This is a genomic window from Kineosporia babensis (assembly GCF_021129305.1).
In the GTDB taxonomy this organism is placed as follows: Bacteria; Actinomycetota; Actinomycetes; order Actinomycetales; family Kineosporiaceae; genus Kineosporia; species Kineosporia babensis.
The window spans coordinates 115,129-134,116 of the sequence record NZ_JAJOMB010000009.1 but is presented as its reverse complement, the minus strand read 5'-3'; the positions used below and the strand labels follow the sequence as shown (position 1 = coordinate 134,116).

17 protein-coding genes are annotated in these 18,988 nt (G+C 68.9%); 8 read left to right on the top strand and 9 right to left on the bottom strand.

The features are described from left to right. Window positions 1-24: 24 nt before the first annotated feature. Window positions 25-870 (top strand): YhjD/YihY/BrkB family envelope integrity protein, encoded by an 846-nt coding sequence (locus LR394_RS18165; protein WP_231443463.1) that lies wholly within the window; start codon window positions 25-27, stop codon window positions 868-870. A 61-nt stretch (window positions 871-931) separates the two neighbouring features. Here the strand turns inward: LR394_RS18165 and LR394_RS18160 are convergent, their stop codons facing one another. The 4 genes from LR394_RS18160 to LR394_RS18145 are packed head-to-tail and all read right to left on the bottom strand — an operon-like array spanning window position 932 to window position 5,142. Then, the gene (locus tag LR394_RS18160; RefSeq protein ID WP_231443461.1) at window positions 932-1,954 is read right to left on the bottom strand and encodes a LacI family DNA-binding transcriptional regulator; all 1,023 of its coding nucleotides are present in this window, start codon (window positions 1,952-1,954) and stop codon (window positions 932-934) included. Between the two features lie 14 nt (window positions 1,955-1,968). Continuing rightward, a complete protein-coding gene (locus LR394_RS18155) occupies window positions 1,969-2,811 on the bottom strand; it encodes a carbohydrate ABC transporter permease (RefSeq protein ID WP_231443459.1) in 843 nt (280 codons plus the stop codon). Further along, window positions 2,808-3,776 carry a carbohydrate ABC transporter permease gene (locus tag LR394_RS18150; protein ID WP_231443456.1) on the bottom strand — a complete coding sequence of 323 codons (969 nt, stop codon included), beginning with the start codon at window positions 3,774-3,776 and terminating at the stop codon, window positions 2,808-2,810. The genes LR394_RS18155 and LR394_RS18150 overlap by 4 nt, the downstream gene beginning before the upstream one ends. Before the next feature lie 40 nt (window positions 3,777-3,816). Beyond that, a complete protein-coding gene (locus tag LR394_RS18145; RefSeq protein WP_231443454.1) occupies window positions 3,817-5,142 on the bottom strand; it encodes an ABC transporter substrate-binding protein in 1,326 nt (441 codons plus the stop codon). A 282-nt stretch (window positions 5,143-5,424) separates the two neighbouring features. Here LR394_RS18145 and LR394_RS18140 point away from each other — a divergent pair, with 282 nt between their 5' ends. The 3 genes from LR394_RS18140 (at window position 5,425) to LR394_RS18130 (ending at window position 9,886) form a co-directional block, all read left to right on the top strand. Next, window positions 5,425-7,437 (top strand): beta-galactosidase, encoded by a 2,013-nt coding sequence (locus tag LR394_RS18140; protein ID WP_231443452.1) that lies wholly within the window; start codon window positions 5,425-5,427, stop codon window positions 7,435-7,437. A 113-nt stretch (window positions 7,438-7,550) separates the two neighbouring features. Then, window positions 7,551-9,170 carry a sensor histidine kinase gene (locus LR394_RS18135; protein WP_231443450.1) on the top strand — a complete coding sequence of 540 codons (1,620 nt, stop codon included), beginning with the start codon at window positions 7,551-7,553 and terminating at the stop codon, window positions 9,168-9,170. Continuing rightward, window positions 9,167-9,886, top strand: a complete 720-nt coding sequence (locus LR394_RS18130) for a response regulator (RefSeq protein ID WP_231443449.1) — start codon at window positions 9,167-9,169, stop codon at window positions 9,884-9,886. The genes LR394_RS18135 and LR394_RS18130 overlap by 4 nt, the downstream gene beginning before the upstream one ends. A gap of 42 nt (window positions 9,887-9,928) precedes the next feature. Here the strand turns inward: LR394_RS18130 and LR394_RS18125 are convergent, their stop codons facing one another. Further along, entirely contained in the window at window positions 9,929-10,915 is a 987-nt protein-coding gene (locus LR394_RS18125) for a Clp protease N-terminal domain-containing protein (RefSeq protein WP_231443448.1), read from the bottom strand. Window positions 10,916-11,050: 135 nt separating this feature from the next. On the opposite strand from LR394_RS18125, the gene LR394_RS18120 reads away from it, so the two are divergent. After that, on the top strand, window positions 11,051-12,028 hold the full coding sequence (locus tag LR394_RS18120; protein ID WP_231443447.1) for a TerC/Alx family metal homeostasis membrane protein: 978 nt from the start codon (window positions 11,051-11,053) through the stop codon (window positions 12,026-12,028). Between the two features lie 56 nt (window positions 12,029-12,084). Here the strand turns inward: LR394_RS18120 and LR394_RS18115 are convergent, their stop codons facing one another. Further along, window positions 12,085-12,465: a tetratricopeptide repeat protein gene (locus LR394_RS18115; protein WP_231443446.1), complete on the bottom strand. Its 381-nt coding sequence runs from the start codon at window positions 12,463-12,465 to the stop codon at window positions 12,085-12,087. A 237-nt stretch (window positions 12,466-12,702) separates the two neighbouring features. Between LR394_RS18115 and LR394_RS18110 the strand changes: the two genes are divergently transcribed. Beyond that, a complete protein-coding gene (locus LR394_RS18110; RefSeq protein WP_231443444.1) occupies window positions 12,703-14,517 on the top strand; it encodes a glycosyl hydrolase family 28-related protein in 1,815 nt (604 codons plus the stop codon). A 39-nt stretch (window positions 14,518-14,556) separates the two neighbouring features. Here LR394_RS18110 and LR394_RS18105 read toward each other — a convergent pair whose 3' ends face one another. Further along, window positions 14,557-16,170, bottom strand: a complete 1,614-nt coding sequence (locus LR394_RS18105) for a sensor histidine kinase (RefSeq protein WP_231443441.1) — start codon at window positions 16,168-16,170, stop codon at window positions 14,557-14,559. 139 nt (window positions 16,171-16,309) lie between these two features. On the opposite strand from LR394_RS18105, the gene LR394_RS18100 reads away from it, so the two are divergent. Both LR394_RS18100 and LR394_RS18095 read left to right on the top strand, forming a co-directional pair. Continuing rightward, window positions 16,310-17,335, top strand: a complete 1,026-nt coding sequence (locus LR394_RS18100) for a Clp protease N-terminal domain-containing protein (protein ID WP_231443439.1) — start codon at window positions 16,310-16,312, stop codon at window positions 17,333-17,335. 249 nt (window positions 17,336-17,584) lie between these two features. Next, window positions 17,585-17,950, top strand: a complete 366-nt coding sequence (locus LR394_RS18095; RefSeq protein WP_231443438.1) for a VOC family protein — start codon at window positions 17,585-17,587, stop codon at window positions 17,948-17,950. A 31-nt stretch (window positions 17,951-17,981) separates the two neighbouring features. On the opposite strand, the gene LR394_RS18090 is transcribed toward LR394_RS18095, so the two are convergent. After that, on the bottom strand, window positions 17,982-18,569 hold the full coding sequence (locus LR394_RS18090) for a hypothetical protein (RefSeq protein WP_231443436.1): 588 nt from the start codon (window positions 18,567-18,569) through the stop codon (window positions 17,982-17,984). Window position 18,570: 1 nt separating this feature from the next. Further along, on the bottom strand, window positions 18,571-18,957 hold the full coding sequence (sodN, locus tag LR394_RS18085; RefSeq protein WP_231443433.1) for a superoxide dismutase, Ni: 387 nt from the start codon (window positions 18,955-18,957) through the stop codon (window positions 18,571-18,573). Window positions 18,958-18,988 lie beyond the last annotated feature (31 nt).

The following is an 18,988-nucleotide window of genomic DNA, read 5'->3' as shown; positions in this document are numbered from 1 at the left end:
GGGTTCGGCAGTTTGCGTGATGCTGTGACGGTGCAGCATTGGTGGCCACGGGCCCGACGAGCCGTGACCCAGGCGATCTCCGGCACCCGGGCCGGGCTGGTGAAGACCGACATGGCGTTGCTCTCGGCCGGGTCCGCCCTGTTCGGCACGCTGGCCGCGATCCCCGCCTTCCTGGTCGCGATCGCCACGGCCGGGCTGATGTTCGGCCGCGAACGGATCGCCGGCTACGGCGACAGCCTGGCCGCGGCCATCCCCGATGAGCAGGGGGCCGACGGCTGGGTGAATGCGCTGTTCGACGCCGGGTTGTCGCTGTCCCTGCTGCCGGTCCTCTTCGCGGTGTTCATGGCCTCGGCCTACGGGCGGGGTCTGAGCCGGGCGCTGGTCCGGCTGGTGCCTGAGCAGCATCGTTCGGCGCCGCCGCCTTCGCTCAAGGCCCGGATCCTGACGCTGCCGCTGCTCGGCCTGGCCCCGCTGATGCTGCTGGCCCTGCTGATGATCACGCCCACGGTGGAGCATCTGGTGAATCAGCGCGGCCTGCCCGGGGCTCTGGCGGCGTCCTACCTGGGGCTGAATCTGATCTGGGTGATTCTCTGGGCGCCGCTGGCCTGGATGTTCCGGGTGGTGGCGCCGGGCCGGCCGAGCTGGCGGGCGGCGTGGATCTCGGCGATCGTCACCGCCGCGTTCATTTCCGGTTTCCTGCAGGGGTTCACGCTGTTCCTGGCGCTACCGGTCGACCTGGGACGGCCGTTCGGCGGGCTGAGCATCATCGGCGTCACCACCAGCCTGCTGCTGTGGCAGTGGGTGCTGCACGCGGTGGTCTGTACTGGCTACGCGCTCTGCTGGGCGCTGGACTCGGCCGGCTCCTCCTGACCCCGGCCCCCCGGGCGGGAACGGGTTTCGCCGGAGAGCACTCCGGCGAGCGGCACCCCGATCAAGTGGATCCCCGCTGGATCAGGGTGGAGGGCAGGAACACCGAGGCGTCTCCCTCCCCCTCGATCCGGGCCAGCAGCAGTCGCACCATTTCCCGGCTGATTCGCTCGAAGGGCTGCCGCATGGTGGTCAGGCCGGGGTCGAGGTGCTCGGCCATCCCGGCGTCGTCGAACCCGCCGACCCGCACGTCGTCCGGGATCCGCCGGCCGGTTTCGCGCAGCACCGCGCAGGCTCCGGCCGCCATCAGGTCGGAGGCCACGAACACCCCGTCCAGGTCGGGCACTGCCTCCAGCAGCGTCCGCATCCCGGCCTCACCGCTGGCCCGGGAGTAGTCGCCGTGCACGATCAGCTCGGGTTGCACCGGCAGCCCGGCCGCGCTCAGGGCCTGCTTGTAGCCCTCCAGCCGCTGGAACCCGCCGGGGGTGTCCATCTGGCCGGTGATGTGCGCGATCTTCGTTGCCCCCCGCGCGATCAGGTGGCTGGTCATCTGCCGGCCGCCGTCGAGGTCGTCGGCCCCGACCATGCTGATCCGGGCCTCCAGGCCGGGGAACCGGCCGCAGACCACGGTCGGCACCCCGGTGGCGATCAGTTCCTCGGCCACCGGGTCGACGGCGTGGCTGGAGACCAGCAGGACGCCGTCGACGTGCCGGGCCGAGATGTAGCCGACCGCCCGCTCCCGCATCGCCGGGGTGCCGGCGGTGACCAGGGTGAGCAGCAAGCCGTGCTCGGCCAGGGCCCGGGTGCAGCCGCTCATCAGCCGGGCGAAGGTCGGGTCCTCGAACAGGATGTGCTGGGGCTCGCTGAGCAGGAACGCGATCGTGTTCGAGCGGCCGAGGGCCAGGGTGCGGGCGGCGTGGTTGGCGGTGTACCCGGTCTCGGCGATCGCCCGGGCGACCGCGTCCTGGGCCTGAGGGCTGACCCGGTCGCCCCCGTTGAGCACGCGCGAGACGGTGCCTCTCGAGACTCCGGCGACGACGGCGACGTCGCGGATGGTGGGGCGCTTGTCGCCCGGTCTGAGGTGCACGGCGGAAGGCTACTTCAGCTCTTCACCGCGCCGGCCGCCAGATCCACCTGCCAGAACCGCTGGAGCAGCAGGAACAGCGCCAGCAGGGGCAGGATCGACAGCAGCGCCCCGGGGATCACGAGCGAGTACATGGCCGGCTGCTGGGCGCCCTGGTTCAGCAGACCGGACAGGCCCACGGTGACCGGGAACAACTTGTCGTCACCGAGCATCACGTAGGGCAGCAGGAAGTTGTTCCAGATCGCCACGAACTGGAACAGGAACACCGTGACCAGGCCGGGCACCATCATCGGGAGCACCACCGAACGGAAGATCCGCCAGTCCTGGGCGCCGTCGGTGCGGGCCGCCTCGATCACCTCGTCCGGCACCGAGGCGGAGACGTAGATCCGGGCCAGGTAGATGCCGTAGGGGCTGATGATGCTGGGCAGCAGGACGGCCCAGTAGGTGTTGGTCATGCCGAGTTCGGCGAACAGCAGGTACTGCGGCACGGCCAGGATCACGCCCGGCACGAGCACGCCGGCCAGCAGGATGTTGAACAGCGCGCCGCGGCCCGGGAAGCGGTACTTGGCCATCGCGTACCCGGCCATCGCGGAGACCAGGGTGGACAACGCGGCCCCGGCCCCGGCGTACAGACCGGTGTTGGCCATCCAGCGCCAGAACAGCCCGTCGCGGTAGGCCGTCAGGTCGGCGATGTTGCTGAACAGGCTGGTGCCGGGGGCGTAGGTGAAGGTGGTGAACAGCTCGCTGGAGGTCTTGCTGGAGGCCATCAGCACCCAGACCACCGGGATCAGGCAGTAGACGGCGCCGACCAGGAGTACCCCGGTGCCGACCAGGCTGGGCTTCTGCTGAGCGGTTTTCATCGGTTCTCCTGGGCGAAGGCTCGGTTCTGCACCAGGCGCAGGAACCCGAAGGACAGCACGAAGGTGGCCACGGCCAGGACCACCGAGGTGGCCGAGGCGGCGTAGATGTCGTTGCGGGTGAACGCGTCCCGGTAGATCATCATCAGCGGGCTCCAGCTGGTGGAGATGTTGTTGGTCAGCGGCCGCAGCACGGTCGGCTCGGCGAACACCTGCAGGGTGGTGATCATCCCGAAGACCGAGGTCATGATCAGCGAGGGCACGATGATCGGGATCTTGATCCGCCAGGCGATCTGCAGTTCGGAGCAGCCGTCGATCCGGGCCGCCTCGTACAGGTCGGAGGGGATCGCCTTCAGCGCGGTGTAGAGCACGATCATGTTGAAGCCGACGCCGCCCCAGACCGCGATGTTGGCGATCGCGAACAGCACCAGGCCAGGAGCCATCGGCTGCGGCAGGGTGATCCCGACCTGCTCGGCGGCGTGGGTGAAGGGGCTCACCGCGGGCAGGTAGAGGAAACCCCACAGCAGCGAGGAGATCACCGCCGGCACCGCGTAGGGCATGAAGATGACCAGGCGGGAGAACCGGGTGGCGCGGACCCGGACCGAGTCCAGCAGCAGGGCGAACAGCAGCGCCAGGCCCAGCATCACGGGGATGACGACCAGGCCGTAGCCCAGCACCCGCAGCACGCTGGACAGGAAGTCCGGGTCGCTGAGGGTGCGGCCGTAGTTGGACAGGCCGGCCCAGACCTCGGTGCGGGCCCCGGGCCCGAGTCCCAGACCTTCCACCTTCACCGTGCGCAGGCTCAGATAGGCCGTGTACAGGATGGGGATGGCGATCGAGAACACGAACAGGGCGACGGCGGGAACCATGAACACGTAAGGCGCCCGGGGAATCCGGGCCCGCCGACTGCCCGACGGCGGGTCCTTCTGCGCGGTGGCGCTCACGAGGTCGTTGGTCACGCTGGTCATCGTCGACTCCTGGTCTTCGGGCCCGGGGTTGATCGGTGGACTACTTGACGTTGAACCCGTTGGCCTTCAGGTCTTCCAGCGTCTGGGTCTGCATCGTGCTCAGCGCCTCGCCGAAGGCGGCGGCCTTCTTGGCGGTGGCGGCCTTGCCGAAGGCGTCGTTGAACGCGCTGTAGGCGACGTTGGTGTTCGGGCCGTAGGTGAAGCTGTTCACCGTGCCGCTGACCCCGGCCGCGATCTCGTAGAAGTCGGGCTGGTCCTTGAAGAACGCCGGGGGCTCGCTGAGCGCGGCCGCGGAGTTCTGGGTGTCGGCCGGGTAGACGTTGGAGATGCTGGCCAGCGCCTTCACGCCCTCGGCGCTGGTGTTCAGCCAGGCGGCGAACTCCGCTGCGGCGGCCTTGTTCTTGGACTGCGAGGTGACCGCCGTGGCCGAACCGCCCCAGGCCCCGGTCACGCTCTCACCGGCGTTCCACTGCGGGATCGGGGCGACTTTCCACTTGCCCTCGGTGTCGGCAGCGTTACCGGCCAGCACGCCCGGCGCCCAGACCGCGCTGACCCAGCCGACCTGAGAACCGTCGTTCAGGGCGGCGTTCCAGGACGGGGTGTACATCGGGGTGTTGTCGATGACGCCCTCCTCGACCAGGCCGCCCCAGTACTGGGCCACCTTCTGCGACGGCTCGGAGTCGATCGCCACGTTCCAGGCGTCACCGTCGATGCCCCACCAGCTGGCCCCGGCCTGCTGGGTGAGCCCGGCGAACAGGCCCGCGTCGTTGGAGGAGAACGTGCCCAGGAACTTCTTCGGGTCGTCCTCGTTGATCTTGCGGGCGGCCGCGGCGTACTCGTCCCAGGTGGTCGGCACCTCGATCTTGAGCTTCTCGAGCACGTCGGCGCGGTAGTAGAACATCAGCGGAGCGGCGTCCTGCGGCACGGCGTAGACCGCGTCGGTGCCCAGAGTGACCGCGTTCCAGGTGCCTTCGGCGAAGTGCCCCTGCACGTCGTCACCCAGCTGGCCCTTGATGTCGGCCAGGGCACCGGCCCCGACCATGGTCGGCAGCGCCTGGTACTCGGCCTGCATCAGGTCCGGCGCACCGCTGCCGGCCTTGATCGCGGTGAGCAGCTTGGTGACTGCCGGGTCGCCGCCGTCCTGCTTGTTGACGGTGACGTGGATGTCCGGGTGCGCCTCGTTGAAGACCTCGACGGTCTTGTCCATCTCGGGCGCCCAGGACCAGAAGTTCAGCTCGACCTTCTCGCCGGGCTTGCGGGGCTCGTCACCGGCCGCGGCGTCGGAGTCCGAGGAACCGCCGCAGGCGCTCAGCAGCAGGGCCGAGACGGTGAGGGTGACCAGGCTGCCGCGCAGCGTTCGCCGCATGACGTCCTCCTTGCGAAGCATCAGCTTCGTCGTTGAAGCGAGACGACGCCGATCCTGCGACGCCGCGTGTGACCGGTCACAACGTGACACCTGGATACGCACTTGTCAACGCTTCCAAAGGTCACAACCCGATCGCTTCCGGTCCCGCCAACTGGGGCTTTGCAGGAGACACAGAGTGTGGGACCGTGCACACGTCTCGCCGACAAACCAGGTCGGCGCCGTGCCGATGACGCGCCTGACGAGGCTCGTCGGCACGTCATCTGCGACTGAGGGTGTGGATTCATGACCAACCAGAGCCTGCTGCGCGAAGGCTGGCTGCCCGGGGTGCAGGCACTGTCGTTCGGCGGTGACTACAACCCCGAGCAGTGGCCGGAGGAGGTCTGGGCCGAAGACCTCGAGCTGATGCGGCGCGCGGGCGTGAACCTGGTCAGCATCGGCATCTTCTCCTGGGGTCTGCTCGAGCCGCGCCCGGGCGAGTTCGACTTCGGCTGGCTGGACCGGGTGATCGACGGCCTGCACGGCGCCGGCATCCGGGTCGACCTGGGCACCCCGACCGTCGTTCCGCCGCAGTGGTTCTGGCAGCAGAACCCGCACGTGCGCCCGGTGATGCGCGACGGCACGGTGATCACGCCGAACTCCCGCGGTATTGCCTGCCCCTCCTCGCCCGAGTACGCCGCGGCCGCGGTCCGGATCACCACCGAGCTGGCCCAGCGTTACGGCCAGCACCCGGCGGTCTCGCTGTGGCACGTGCACAACGAGTACGGCGCCCCGATCTCCGAGTGCTACTGCGAGGTCAGCAGCGCGGCCTTCCGGCAGTGGCTGCAGCACAAGTACCAGAGCCTGGACGCACTGAACGAGGCCTGGGGCACGGCGTTCTGGGGCCAGACCTACGGGGACTGGGCCCAGATCAGCGCCCCGGCGATCTCGGCCACCACCTCGAACCCCGCCCACCGCCTGGACTTCGCCCGGTTCACCAGCGACGAACTGCTCGGCTGCTTCACCCGCGAGCGCGACGTGCTGCGTGAGCTGTCCCCCGGCATCCCGGTGACCACGAACTTCATGGCCACCAACTGCCCCTCGATGGACCTGTGGAAGTGGGCCCGCGAGGTCGACGTGGTGGCCAACGACCATTACCTGACCGCGGCCGACCCGCGCAGTCAGGTGGGTCTGGCGCTGGATGCCGACCTGACCCGCTCACTGGCCGGCAATCGTCCGTGGATCCTGATGGAACACTCGTCCTCGGCGGTGAACTGGCAGCCGCGTAACCTGGCCAAGGCTCCGGGCGAGATAGCCCGGAACTCGCTGAGCCACCTGGCCCGCGGCGCCGACGCGATCCTGTTCTTCCAGTGGCGGGCCTCCCGGCGCGGTGCCGAGAAGTTCCATTCGGCCATGCTGCCGCACGCCGGCGCCGACAGCCGGGTGTTCCGCGAGATCGAGCAACTGGGCGCCACGCTCGGCGACGCCACTGCCCTGATGGGCTCGAAAGTCCAGGCGCAGGCCGCGATTCTGTGGGACTGGGAGTCGCTGTGGGCGCAGGACCTGGAGTGGCGGCCCACCGTAGACCTGCTCCCCCGGGCCCAGGTCCGCGAATACTACGAGCGGCTCTGGCGGGACAAGATCACCGTCGATTTCGCCCATCCCACGGCCGATCTCAGCGCCTACCCGGTGGTGCTGGCCCCGGCTTCCTACCTACTCACCCCCGAGGCGGTAGCCAACCTGACGGCCTACGTCGAGGCAGGCGGGCATCTGGTGGTGGGCCCGTTCTCCGGTGTGGTGGACGCGGACGACGCGGTTTACCCCAACGGCTGGAACGGCGCCCTGCGCGACCTGCTGCAGGTCAGCGTCGAAGAGGTGCTGCCGCTGGCGGCCGAGCAGAAGGTCGCGCTGACCGGCGACGCGAAGGGCAGCGTGTGGACCGAGGATCTGCTCTCACTGGGCGCCGACACGGTGCTGGAGTATCTGGACGGCCCGGCCGCCGGTAAGGCTGCGGTCACTCGCCGTAGTCTGGGAAGCGGTACCGCCACCTACGTTTCGACCGTGCTGGACCACCAGACCCTGACCGGTGTGCTCGATCCGGTGCTGGCCCTGGCCGGGATCACCGCCGAGCGCGACCTGCCCTGGGACCTGGAACTTGTCTCCCGCCACGGGAACGACGGCAGCGAGTACGTTTTCGCGATCAACCACGGCGCCGCGCCGGTCGACCTGCCGATCGCGGGCAGCGACCTGCAGACCGGTGAATCCACCGACGGCAGCGCCAAGATCCCCGCCGGGGGTGTCCGGATCTTCCGTCGCTGACCCCTCTCAGCGACGGGAAAGGCGCGCTGTTGCCCCCGGCAGCCTCCGGGGGCAACAGCGCTCACCTTTGCCCGGACCGGCATCGCCCGGCGCACCGATAGGCTGATCGCCTGATGCCTACTCTGACCCGATCAGTTCAGACGTGGTGGCAAGCGGCCCGCCGGGCCAGCCGTGGCCGCCTCGTCTACGAGTGCTGCCTGGCCCTGTTCTGCGCGCTGACCACCGCCTGGTCGGTGGTCGGCCTGATGCCCTGGACCTCGGACTCGCTGCAGCTGACCGTGGCGGTGCTCACCGCCCTGATCACCCTGGTCCTCACCCCGCTGCGGCTCACCCGCCCGGTGACCGCGATGGTCCTGGCCGCGCTGGTGAGTATCCCGGGCGGCGGTAGTTCGCTGGCCGTCTCGGTGTTCGCCTTCGCCGTCGGCTACCGGTCGAAGAAGGCCTGGGCCGTGGCTTTCGGCTTCCTGGTCGCCCTGCTGTGCAGCATCGCCGGGATCTTCGTCCAGGACGCGAGCGACCCGCTGTTCATCGTCCTGATCGCGGTGGTGATCTTCTGTTTCATGACCATTCTGCCGGGCGCGATCGCGGCGATCCTGGCCCAGCGCCGGCTGCTGGTGATGACCATGAACCAGCGCAACATCGAACTGCACGAGCAGCAGCAGGTGGTGGCCGGCCAGGCTCAGGCCCGCGAGCGCAACCGGATCGCCGCCGAACTGCACGACTCGCTGGGCCACCGGCTCACCCTGATCTCGCTGTACGCCGGTGGTCTGGCCCAGAGCGCAACCCCCGCTCCCGCGGCCGGTGAGACGAGCGCTCTGGTGAGCACCTCGTCCGCAAGCACCGAAAATGCTCGTAGCCAGGCGGTAGGGCTGCTGCGGGACACCTCGGCGCAGGCGATGGGCGAACTGCGGCAGATCCTCAAGGTGCTGCATCAGGACGGCCCGGCTGATGGCGCCCGCACGCTGCAGGAGGTCGAGCCGACCGTCGCCTCGGCCCGGCAGACCGGTACCCCGATCGAACTCGTCCGCGCCGGGCAACCGCGTCCCCTGCCGATGCTGGCCGAGCACGCCGCGTATCGGGTCGTCCAGGAAGGCATTACCAACGCCCTGAAGCACGCGCGTGGGGCCCCGATCCGGGTCGAGGTGCGCTACGACGAAGATGCGTTGTTCGTCGAGGTACGCAACCGCCCGGGACTGCCCTACCCCGGCTCGAGTACCGGCCAGGGGCTGCACGGGCTGACCGAGCGCGTGCGTCTGGCCGGCGGGGTGCTCTCGCACGGTCCCCTGGAGGACGGCGACTTCCGGCTCGGCGCGGTGCTGCCGTACGACGCCGAGGTGCCCGAGCCGAAGCCGGTGGCCAACGGGGATTTCCGGCAGCAGATCAGCAAGGTCAGCCGGCGGCAGAAACTCGGGGTGGCCGGGATCGTCGTCACCGTCCTGGTCGGGATGTCCTCGTGCGTCGGCTCGTTCTTCGCCCTGGGGATCGACGAGCCGGTCGACCGCGGGGTGTACCTCTACCTGCAACCGGGCGACAGCATGGACCGGATGCGGCACCTGCTGCCCGCGCAGCCGATGTCCGAGCGCACGAACACCGCCGGGGACATCTGCCGCATGTACTCCGGCAGCGGTGAGGAAGAAACCGGCGACAGCAACACCACCATCGACTACGAACTCTGCTTCAAGGACGAAGTCCTGGTCAGCAAACGCACAGTGGAAACGGAGCTAACGCCATGACCGACCCGACGCCCGCCCCCGAAGGGCCGATCCGGGTACTCATCGCCGACGACGACGCCCTGGTGCGGGGCGGCATCCGGTTCGTGCTGTCGATGGTGCAGGGCATCGACGTGCTGTGGGAGGCCGGGGACGGCGCCGAGGCGGTGAACGTGGCGCTGAAGCAGCGGCCGGACGTGGTGCTGATGGACGTGCAGATGCCCGGCACGGACGGGCTCACGGCGCTGGTGAAGCTGCGCGCGGCGTGGCCCGAGGCGGTGGTCATCATCCTGACCACGTTCGGGGAAAGCGATTACGTGACGCGGGCGCTGGCCGGGGGTGCCGCCGGGTTCCTCCTGAAGGACGCGGCGGCCGACGACCTGGCCCGGGCGATCAAGGCCGCCGCCAACGGGGACGCGTTCTTGTCCCCCGCGGTCACCCGGCAACTGCTCGACGGGATGAGCACCCCCTCCAAGCCGGCCTCGCCGGGGAGTTCGCCCGCCCCCGGTATCGAGATTCCGGAGTTCGCGGCCAAGGGGCTGGAGGAGCTCAGCGCGCGGGAGCGGGAGGTGCTGGTGCTGGTTGCGCAAGGGCTGTCCAACGCCACGATCAGCTCGCAGCTGTGGATCAGCGAGGCCACCGTGAAAACCCATGTCAGCCGGGTGCTCACGAAGCTGGGCTGCGAGAACCGGGTTCAGGCAGCCCTGATCGCACATCGGCTGGGTCTGGTTCAGAACTAGGGACGTCGTTGCCGGGTGGCGCTTTCGGCGTCACCCTCTGATTCAGCAGAGAACGTTGAGGTCGGCTTGGGAGACTCCGAGCGCCTCGAGCAGTCGGGCACCCCGGTTGCCTTTCACCCCGGCCAGTCGCTCCAGCACCTGGCCGGTGTCCTGCGGCCAGTCGCCCATCCCGGTGGGCAGGGGCACTTCGTCGCGGCCCAGGTCCAGGCTCGCCATCGCCGCCCGCACCCGGGCGTGATCCACGCCGGCGGCGAGCAGGGCCTGGCCCCCGCGGTACTTGTGCTGGACCGAGCGGGCCAGGTGGGGGTATGCCAGCGCCACCTCGTAGGTGGTCAGCAGGGCCAGCAGCACGTCGTCCGAGCCGATCTTCCGGCTGCCCCGCTCCCGGGCCAGTTCGTCGGCCTCCAGCCGGACCCAGAACACCGGCTGGGCGGCGTAGTCTTCGTTGGAGATGCGCAGAGCCAGCCGCTGGAGCCAGCCCATCACGCCCCGGGTCTGCGGGCGGTAACTGCGGCGGCCGAGCAGTGCGTCCCGGGTGCGGTGCAGGTCTACCGGCAGCGGGTCGCGGCGCGCGGGCAAACGGCCTTCCCGTAGAGACTCCCTCAGCTCCTCGATGTCCACGCCGCACTCGGCGAGGATGCCGACCGCCCGGCACTGGGAGTCACCGAGGATCGCCAGGAACACGTCCACCGCACTGCGCTCCTCGCCCCCGCCCAGCGCGGGCTGGACCTGACAGCGGTGCAGCGCGGCCGCCGCGGCGGTGGAGAAGTTCACCGGCTCCACGGACCCCTTCAGTATCCGGGGCACCAGACCGGTCTCCGGCACCTCGTCCCGCACCATCCGCGCCACCACTGCTTCGGTCAGGTCGTAGGCCTCCAGTGCGGCCTTGATCTGCGCCACGTGGACCATTCCGCGCAGCAGGTGCTGGGTGCCGACGACATCGTTCTTGTCCTTCTCATCGGTGTTCAGCACGGCCCAGAACCAGACTCGGGTGAAGCCGTCGCTGCCAGGAAAAGGTGTCGTCGTCATGCCTCAGATCCTGCGGCCGGGCGGCCCGGTGGCGCGTCGGCCATCGGTCGCAAGCAGCTGCGGGCGGCGATGCGACGGAAGTCGTACCCGTGGGTGAGGTGAAGGGTCCCGGGCGGCCTGCCGATTGAGCCGAACGTGGACGTGCATCTGTACACCTGGGCGATCACCGGGGCGGTACTGGTCGCCGTGCTGGCGCTCGACGTGTTCTGGATCGGCCGCAACGTGCACGAACCGTCGATGAAGGAGGCCGGCACCCTGGTCGCCGTCGTGGTGGCCGCGGCGGTGGTGTTCGGTCTGGGGGTGTGGGCCACGGCGGGCGGCCGTTACGCCGGTGAGTTCTTCGCCGGGTGGCTGACCGAGTACAGCCTGTCGGTCGACAACCTGTTCATCTTCCTGATCATCATGGGCAAGCTCGGCGTGCCCCGGCCCCTGCAGCAGTACGCCCTGACCGTCGGGATCATCCTGGCGCTGGTCTTCCGGGCCGTGTTCATCGCCGTCGGCGCGGCCGCGATCAGCAAGTTCTCCTGGGTCTTCTTCATCTTCGGGGCGTTCCTGGTCTACACCGCCGGGAAGCTGGTGCTGGACTACCGCAGCCACGGCTCCGAGGAGGACGAGCCGGTGGCCGACAACGCGCTGACCCGGTTCGTGAACCGGCGTTTCCCCTCGACCCACGCCTTCGAGGGCCGGGCGCTGACCGTGGTGCGGGAGGGCCGGCGCCACATCACCCCGATGCTGTTCGTGATCATCGCCCTGGGCAGCACCGACCTGCTGTTCGCGCTGGACTCGATCCCGGCCATCTACGGCCTGACCGAAGAGCCGTACCTGGTCTTCACCGCCAATGTCTTCGCCCTGATGGGCCTGCGCCAGCTCTACTTCCTGATCGGTGGCCTGCTGCAGAAGCTGATCTACCTCTCGCTCGGCCTGTCCTTCATCCTGGCCTTCATCGGGCTGAAGCTGATCTTCCACGCCCTGCACGAGTACCACTGGGCGGGCTGGGCCCCGTTCGATGGCGACATCCCGATCTGGCTCTCGCTCAGTGTCATCGTCGGCACCCTGGCGATCACCACCGTGGCCAGCCTGGCCGCCTCGTCCCGGAATGCCGGCCCGGAATGAGCACAACGAATTGATAACGGGTAGCTTTCACCCCGCCCTAGGAAAGATTTAAGGCCCTAACCCAGCCGCAGGAGTGCCTCGGCCAACGCCCGCTGCCGTTCGGTCAGTGGCGGCTCACTCGTCTCCATCGCCCGGCGCAGGGCCAGGGCCATCCCCGCGATATCTCCCCGCAGCAGTTCCAGCCGGGCCTTGCGCAGGTGCGCCCAGGCGCTGTCCGGCGTCACGGCGAGCGCCTCGGCCATCTTCCGGTCGGCCTCGTCGTAGCGCCCGACCTGCGCCAATGCCAGCGCGCGGTCCGAGCGGTCGCTGGCCGTGCGGTAGTCCTCGAGCCGCCCGGCGGCGGCCCGGTCCAGATCGTTCACCGTCCAAGCACCCCCGGCGGAGCCGGCCCTGACCGGCCCACCGGAACTGAGGACTCCGTGCGACGTCGGATCCATCTGATGAAGGGTAATAAATTCTTGGCGCTTTGCTGAATCGTCCCCTCGGCCCAATTGCCATCGACGCCCGGGTATTGCAAGGTGCCCCCGGGTTACGGTTCATCGCGGCTTGCCCTCAGGTGCATCAGGTAACCCGGATGACTCGTCGGCCGGGAATTCACCGAAGGCCAGAATCCGCACGCTCTGCTGACCGGAACTTCCGGCCGGCTTAGCGCACGGCCGCCTAGCGTTCCTGGCATGTCCCGAATCAACAAGCGTCTCGTGGCCGCCCTGACGGCCGCGGGTCTGCTCACCGCCGCAGTGGCCGCGATGAGCGCGACCGCTGCGGAAGAAACCGAGACGGCGAGCCCCGCATCCACCGGGCTCTCCCCGATCGGGATCGAAGGGCGCGGTGCCGACGTGCCGTTCCACGAGATCGAGGCCGAGCACGCGCAGACCAACGGCACGGTCATCGGCCCCGACCGGAAGTACGGCACGCTCGCCTCGGAAGCCTCCGGCCGCCAGGCGGTCACGCTGGACGCGGTGGACGAGTACGTCGAATTCACCCTGCCCGCCGCGGCGAACTCGATCGTGCTGCGGCACAGCCTGCCCGACAACGAGGCCGGTACCGGCCGGCACGCCTCGGTCGCGATCGAGGCCGACGGCGAACAGCTCGGTAAACTCGACCTGACCTCGCGCTACAGCTGGTTCTACGGCGAGTACCCGTTCACCAACACCCCAGGCGCCGACCCGCACCACTTCTACGACGAGGCCCGCACCCTTTTCGACCGCACGCTCAGCGCCGGTACCAAGGTGAAGGTCAAGGTCACTTCGGTGGCCGAATCCCCTGACTTCACTTTTGACCTGGCCGATTTCGAGCTGGTCGACGCACCCGGGCAGGCCCCGGCCGGAGCGCTGGACGTGGTGCAGGACTACGGCGCCGATCCGAGCGGTCGGGCGGATGCCACCAAGGCCGTTCAGCAGGCCGTGAACGACGGTGCTGCGCAGGGCAACCCGGTGTGGCTGCCGCCGGGCACGTTCAAGGTCACCGACCACATCATTGTGGACGGTGTGGAGCTCACCGGCGCCGGTCCCTGGCACAGCGCGCTCGAGGGCAAGGGCGTGGGGGTGTTCGGCAAGTACGGGCCGGACGGCGGGCCGAGCAAGAACGTCACCCTGAAAGACTTCGCCATCATCGGCGATGTCACCGACCGGCAGGACGACGTGCCGTCCAACGCGATCGGCGGTGCGATGAGCGATTCGCTGGTCGAGAACCTGTGGATCCAGCACACCAAGGTCGGCGCCTGGATGAGCGGGCCGATGGACAACTTCACCATCGCCGACTCCCGGATCGTGGACCAGACCGCCGACGGGGTGAACTTCCACGGCGGGGTCACCAACTCCACGGTGAAGAACACCTTCGTGCGCAACACCGGCGACGACGGCCTGGCGATGTGGGCGCAGAAGCACGACAACGCCGGCAACACGTTCACCGGCAACACCGTGGTGGCGCCGGTTCTGGCCAACAACATCGCGGTCTACGGCGGCCAGGACATCACGATCAGCGACAACGTGGTGGCCGACACAGTCACCAACGGCGGCGGGATCCACGTCGGCAACCGCTACCCCGACGTGCAGGGCGAGACCGCCGTGCAGGGCACGTTCGAGATCAGCGGCAACACCCTGCTGCGGGCCGGGAACTCGGACTACAACTGGAAGTTCGGGATCGGCGCGATCTGGTTCGACGGGCTGAACGAGCCGATCAAGGGCGCCCGGATCACCGTGCGCGACACCGACATCATCGACAGTTCCTACGCCGCGGTGCAGTTCATCGAGGGCAGCGTCTCGGGAGTCACCTTCGAGAACGTAACTATGGACGGGGTGGGCACCTTCGCGGTGCAGGCGCAGGCTCCCGGGGCGGCGAGTTTCAAGAACGTCAAGGCCACCGGGCTGGGCCAGCCGAACGGGATCTACGACTGCCAGAGCGGTTTCCGGATCACCGACGGCGGCGGCAATTCCGGCTGGCTGACCGACCGGCCGTACTGCGGGCAGTGGCCCGAGCCGAAGAACTGAGGCACGCGTCCCCGCCGCCCACGGTGGCGGGGACTCTACTCAGTCGAACCGGTCCAGGGCTTCCTTGCCGACCAGCTTGCCGTCCTTGAAACAGAACTCGAAGTGCACCACCGACGCGTCGGCGGCCTTGGGCTCGACGTCGTCCTCGGCGACGAACTCCTCGCAGTCCATGTCCAGCCGGCTGGTGTAGGTGAAGGCGGTGTCCGGCAGCCACTCCCGCACCTCGGCCTCGTCCTCGCCCAGGCTGACCGCGTCAAAGGTCTCCTGAGTCACGATCTCCGGAGGGTAGGGCGCCGCGATCGAGCCGATGCACGAGCCGAGCGAGAGCACGATGGACGCGACCACGGCCACCCCACCGATCTGCTGCCGCCGGGTGTTCCGGGCGATCTGCTCCGGGAAGTCGCCCTCGGGCTCCGGTGCGGCCGTACCCGGCACCTCGGCGTCGTAGGGCAGGATCGCGCCGATCCGGAAACCGCCGCCCGGCATCGGCCCGGACGAGAGCACCCCACCGGCCAGGCGCACCCGCTCGGCCAGCCCGGCCAGCCCCTGCCCGGTGCTCTGCCCCTCGTACGGCCGGCCCGCCCCGTTGCGCACCTCCACGAACAAGGCGTCGTCCTCGTACCGCACCTCAACCCGGATCGCGGCACCCGCAGCGTGTTTCAGCGCATTGGTCAGCCCTTCCTGAACCACCCGGTAGCCTGCGTGCTCGGCCAGCAGGTTCAGCGGGCGTGGCTCACCGGCCCGCACCAGCTCCACCCGGGTACCGGTCCCCTGCGCCGACGCAACCGTGTCCTCGACCTCCGACAACGACCGGCCGCCGGCGTCCTCGGCGCTGTCCTGATGCAGGATCTTGAGAATCTGCCGCAACTCCCCCATCGCCTGCGCCGAGGTGTCCCGCAACAGCCCGAGCGCCTGCTGCCGCTGCGCATCGTTCACCTGAGCAAGGGCGTTTCCAGCAGAGGACGCGTCACCGCCCACCTCGAGCGGGGGTGAGGCCTGGGCCAGCCCGCCCGCGTACAACGAGAGGAGCGTGAGCCGGTGCCCCAGCGAGTCGTGCAGCTCGGCCGCGATCCGGTTGCGCTCCCGGGTCTGGGCCTGACCGACCGCCAGCTTGCGCTCGGTGTGCAGCTCGAGATTGCGCTGATGCATGGTCATCACCAGCACCCGCCGCTGGGCCGCCATCGCCGCGATCGCCCCGGGCAGCAGCACGAAGGCGCTGAACTCCATCAGGCCCACCAGGAACGAGGTCAGCAACGGCAGGCCACTGACCCGGTGGATCCCGCCGACACAGCCCACCAGCACGGTCAGGTAGGCCACCACGATCGGCCCCGCCTGCCAGGCCCGGTACCCCACCGAAGCACTCAGCGGCACCAGGGCCAGGCTCACCCCGCCCATCGGGATCGCCAGCAGACCGCAGATCATCAGCGCGGTCAGCGGCCGGATCAGCCGAAGCGGCACCAGCAGCACCGAGACCCCGAACCCCAGGACCGCGTAGGCAACGGCCTCGGCCAGCGGATCCTGCGGCGGGTCGTAGGTCAGCAGCAGGTGGAAGAACGCCGTACCCAGCCCGCAGAACAAGGCCAGGCCGACCTCGTAGGTGAGGCGTTGCCAGCCGGCCCGGCGCGCAGCACGAACGGCCAGCGCCGCTCTCATCCAGAATCTCCCCATCAGGAGGTCAGCGTAAGGCCCGCACCAGCACCGGCGAATGCCACTTTCGTCGCACTGTCGATCTTCGTCATCTACGCCTGCAGCACGACGCGCAGAGCATCCCCACTGCACCACGATCTTCCCCATGACCACGGACTTCGCCGCCGACCAGGAACTGATCTCGGCCTTCGGCCCGTTCTACGCCTCGGTCCCCCCGATCAGCACCCACGAGATGCTGTGCAGCCTGGCGAAGAGGGACGCGGTGGCCCGCTTCCTGGCCCCCTACGACATCACCTTCCTGGTCCTGATCCAGGACTACGACCGAGAGACCACGGAGCCCGGCCTCACCGAACTGACGGTCCTGGACAGCTGGGGCGACGAAGACCAGATCCGCTTCACCACCCCCATGGTCGCCGCCCTCGACCGAGCCCAGACCCGCCCCTCCCTCACTTACCCGAACCCCCAGGCCGCCCCCGCTACCGCTGCCGACCTCATGACCGCCACCAGCACCGAACGCTCCCCCGTCGACCTGCTCGCGGCGATCCTCGACGACGAAGAGTGCCTGGCCGTAAGCAATCTGACCAAGCTCGGCGTGGACGTCACCGAGTTGCGCGCCGCCCTCACCTCCGGCCAGCCGGCCGTCCGCGAGGACCTAGTGCCCACCGAACTGCGCTCCACCCGTGATGCCCTGCTGGGCCGGCGCAAGTACAAGCCGATCGAGCTGGGCCAGTTCTGGACGTCTGTCATGATGCGGATCTTCCCGATGAATCCCGGCCAGTTCCCCGACCTCTGGGCCCGGCTCGAAGCCGGCGAGGTGGCTCAGGCCCACGGCGGCAAGGTCCGCAGCGACGACCTGCTGCTGGCGATCCTGCGCACCCATACCGTGGCCGCGTACTACCCGCACATGGCCGTCCCGATGGACGAGAACGACGACTCCAGGGCCGCCCGGATCCTGCTCGGCGCCGGGCTGGACCACCACCGGCTGCGAGCAGCCATGGACAGCAGCGATCTGGGCAAAGACGCTGTGCCACTGAAGAAGCAGATGAAGAACTACCCCCGCGGCACCACCGAACTGCTGCGCCGGCTGCTGGACGAGCCCGGCAACCGCGCCGTGCGCCTGCTGCAGACCCTGAACGTCGATCCGGTCGCACTGCGAGCCCAGCTCACCTGAGCGTCACGAATCCGGCGTTCCGGCAACCCACCGTGATTTTTACCCCGGCAAAGCCCATCGCGCGATGTGTACTTTCAGGGCACCTGGTACCGCGTGTACACAAAATCGAGAAGGTGCTCTCTTCGCCCGCCCTTGCGCCGAACCTGCGCTCCGCAACCGCACGCCGCGACCGAGTCAAGATTGTCGTACCCCTGCGCCATGCTCTTCCCAACGGCCGGACCACGGTCGTCCGGAAAGGAGAGTGCCCCCATGGCCGCACCGAACCTGTTCCTGATCTACGTCACCGACGTCGAGCGGGCCACCGCCTTCTACCGAGACCTGTTCGAGCTCGAACCGGTGATGACCACCCCACGCTACGTCCCGTTCGAGGTCGCCCCCGGCGTGCTGTTCTCCCTCTGGAGCGGGCGCTCCGAGCAGGTCAGTCCCCAGGTCCCACGTACCTCGGAGGTCGGGCTGATGCTGCCCGGCTCAGCCGCCGCCGTCGACGGGATCTACGAGAAATGGAAGGCGAAAGGGGTCACCGTGCTGGAGGAACCGTACGACGAGGTGTTCGGGCGCACCTTCGTGGTCGCTGACCCGGACGGCAACCTGATCAGGGTCTCGCCGCTGGACTAGGGACTGATCTGGCGGGGACCTGCACTGTGGATCAGGGCCGCGCCGAAAGTCTTGTTGCCCAGCCAGTCGCGGAGCTGATCACCCGGAAACCCTCGTCCGCCAGCAGTTGCGCGGCTTCGTGCTCGTCCTGCGCCACGGTCACTACGCAAGCGTTGCCCAGTGCCCGTGACAGGTGCTCCGCGATCTCCTCGCGCTGCTCGTCACTCACCGCGTCAGCCGGAGCGATCAGCGCTACCTCCAGGCGTTCCGGGAACGTTCTGGCCGTGCCGGCGGCAACCGGTCCGGCCACCGCGATCCGGGTCACCGGCGGGCAGGTCGCGGCCACGTCGCGCAGCAGCGCGTCCAGCCGGAACTGGGTGTCCGCCAGGTCGTTCAGCGCCGGCCACATGATGTTCTCGCGCACCAGCCGGACCTGTTCGGTGACCGGGAAGCGGACCAGCCCCATCAAGGCCAGGCGGGTGGCTACCTTCACGAACTGGTCGGGGACGACGGCGGCCGTACCGGCCGCCGCCTTCACCTCGACCACGTTCTCCCCCAGCGCATGGCGCCGCGCCAGCTCCGCCACCGTCCGCCCGGCGGCGCCGGGAAACAGCGTGGCGATGGGGTTGTCGTAGTTCATCTCAGGCTGCGGCCTTCTTGGTCTCCCAGAACACCTCGGCGATCTCGTCGATCCTGGCCAGCAGCTGATCGGCCACCGCCGGGTCCCAGGAGCCCTTGGTGCCGCCCGCCCCGGCCAGCTTGGTGGCCTCGTTGAACAGGCCGTGCAGCTGCGGGTGCTTCTCGAAGTGAGGCGGCTTGAAGTAGTCGGTCCACAGCACCCACAGGTGGTGCTTGACCAGATCCGAGCGCTCTTCCTTGACCGCCAGGGCACGAGCCCTGAACACGTCGTCCTCGGAGGCCAGGGCCTTGGTGATCGCGGCCTTCACCGACTCGGCCTCGAGCCGGGCCTGGGCCGGGTCGTAGACCCCGCAGGGCAGGTCGCAGTGCGCAGAAACTTCCAGGGTCATGACGTCCTTCTCCTCAAAACGCGGTCTTGTA

Excerpts from the sequence above, each read along its gene's own strand:
- LR394_RS18095 (WP_231443438.1), top strand. The coding sequence starts at position 17,585 with ATGGCCGCACCGAACCTGTTCCTGATCTACGTCACCGACGTCGAGCGG.
- LR394_RS18090 (WP_231443436.1), bottom strand. The coding sequence starts at position 18,569 with ATGAACTACGACAACCCCATCGCCACGCTGTTTCCCGGCGCCGCCGGG.
- LR394_RS18130 (WP_231443449.1), top strand. The coding sequence starts at position 9,167 with ATGACCGACCCGACGCCCGCCCCCGAAGGGCCGATCCGGGTACTCATC.
- LR394_RS18125 (WP_231443448.1), bottom strand. The coding sequence starts at position 10,915 with ATGACGACGACACCTTTTCCTGGCAGCGACGGCTTCACCCGAGTCTGG.
- LR394_RS18155 (WP_231443459.1), bottom strand. The coding sequence starts at position 2,811 with ATGAAAACCGCTCAGCAGAAGCCCAGCCTGGTCGGCACCGGGGTACTC.
- LR394_RS18100 (WP_231443439.1), top strand. The coding sequence starts at position 16,310 with ATGACCACGGACTTCGCCGCCGACCAGGAACTGATCTCGGCCTTCGGC.
- LR394_RS18115 (WP_231443446.1), bottom strand. The coding sequence starts at position 12,465 with ATGGATCCGACGTCGCACGGAGTCCTCAGTTCCGGTGGGCCGGTCAGG.
- LR394_RS18145 (WP_231443454.1), bottom strand. The coding sequence starts at position 5,142 with ATGCGGCGAACGCTGCGCGGCAGCCTGGTCACCCTCACCGTCTCGGCC.
- LR394_RS18105 (WP_231443441.1), bottom strand. The coding sequence starts at position 16,170 with ATGAGAGCGGCGCTGGCCGTTCGTGCTGCGCGCCGGGCCGGCTGGCAA.
- sodN (WP_231443433.1), bottom strand. The coding sequence starts at position 18,957 with ATGACCCTGGAAGTTTCTGCGCACTGCGACCTGCCCTGCGGGGTCTAC.
- LR394_RS18140 (WP_231443452.1), top strand. The coding sequence starts at position 5,425 with ATGACCAACCAGAGCCTGCTGCGCGAAGGCTGGCTGCCCGGGGTGCAG.
- LR394_RS18150 (WP_231443456.1), bottom strand. The coding sequence starts at position 3,776 with ATGACCAGCGTGACCAACGACCTCGTGAGCGCCACCGCGCAGAAGGAC.
- LR394_RS18135 (WP_231443450.1), top strand. The coding sequence starts at position 7,551 with ATGCCTACTCTGACCCGATCAGTTCAGACGTGGTGGCAAGCGGCCCGC.
- LR394_RS18110 (WP_231443444.1), top strand. The coding sequence starts at position 12,703 with ATGTCCCGAATCAACAAGCGTCTCGTGGCCGCCCTGACGGCCGCGGGT.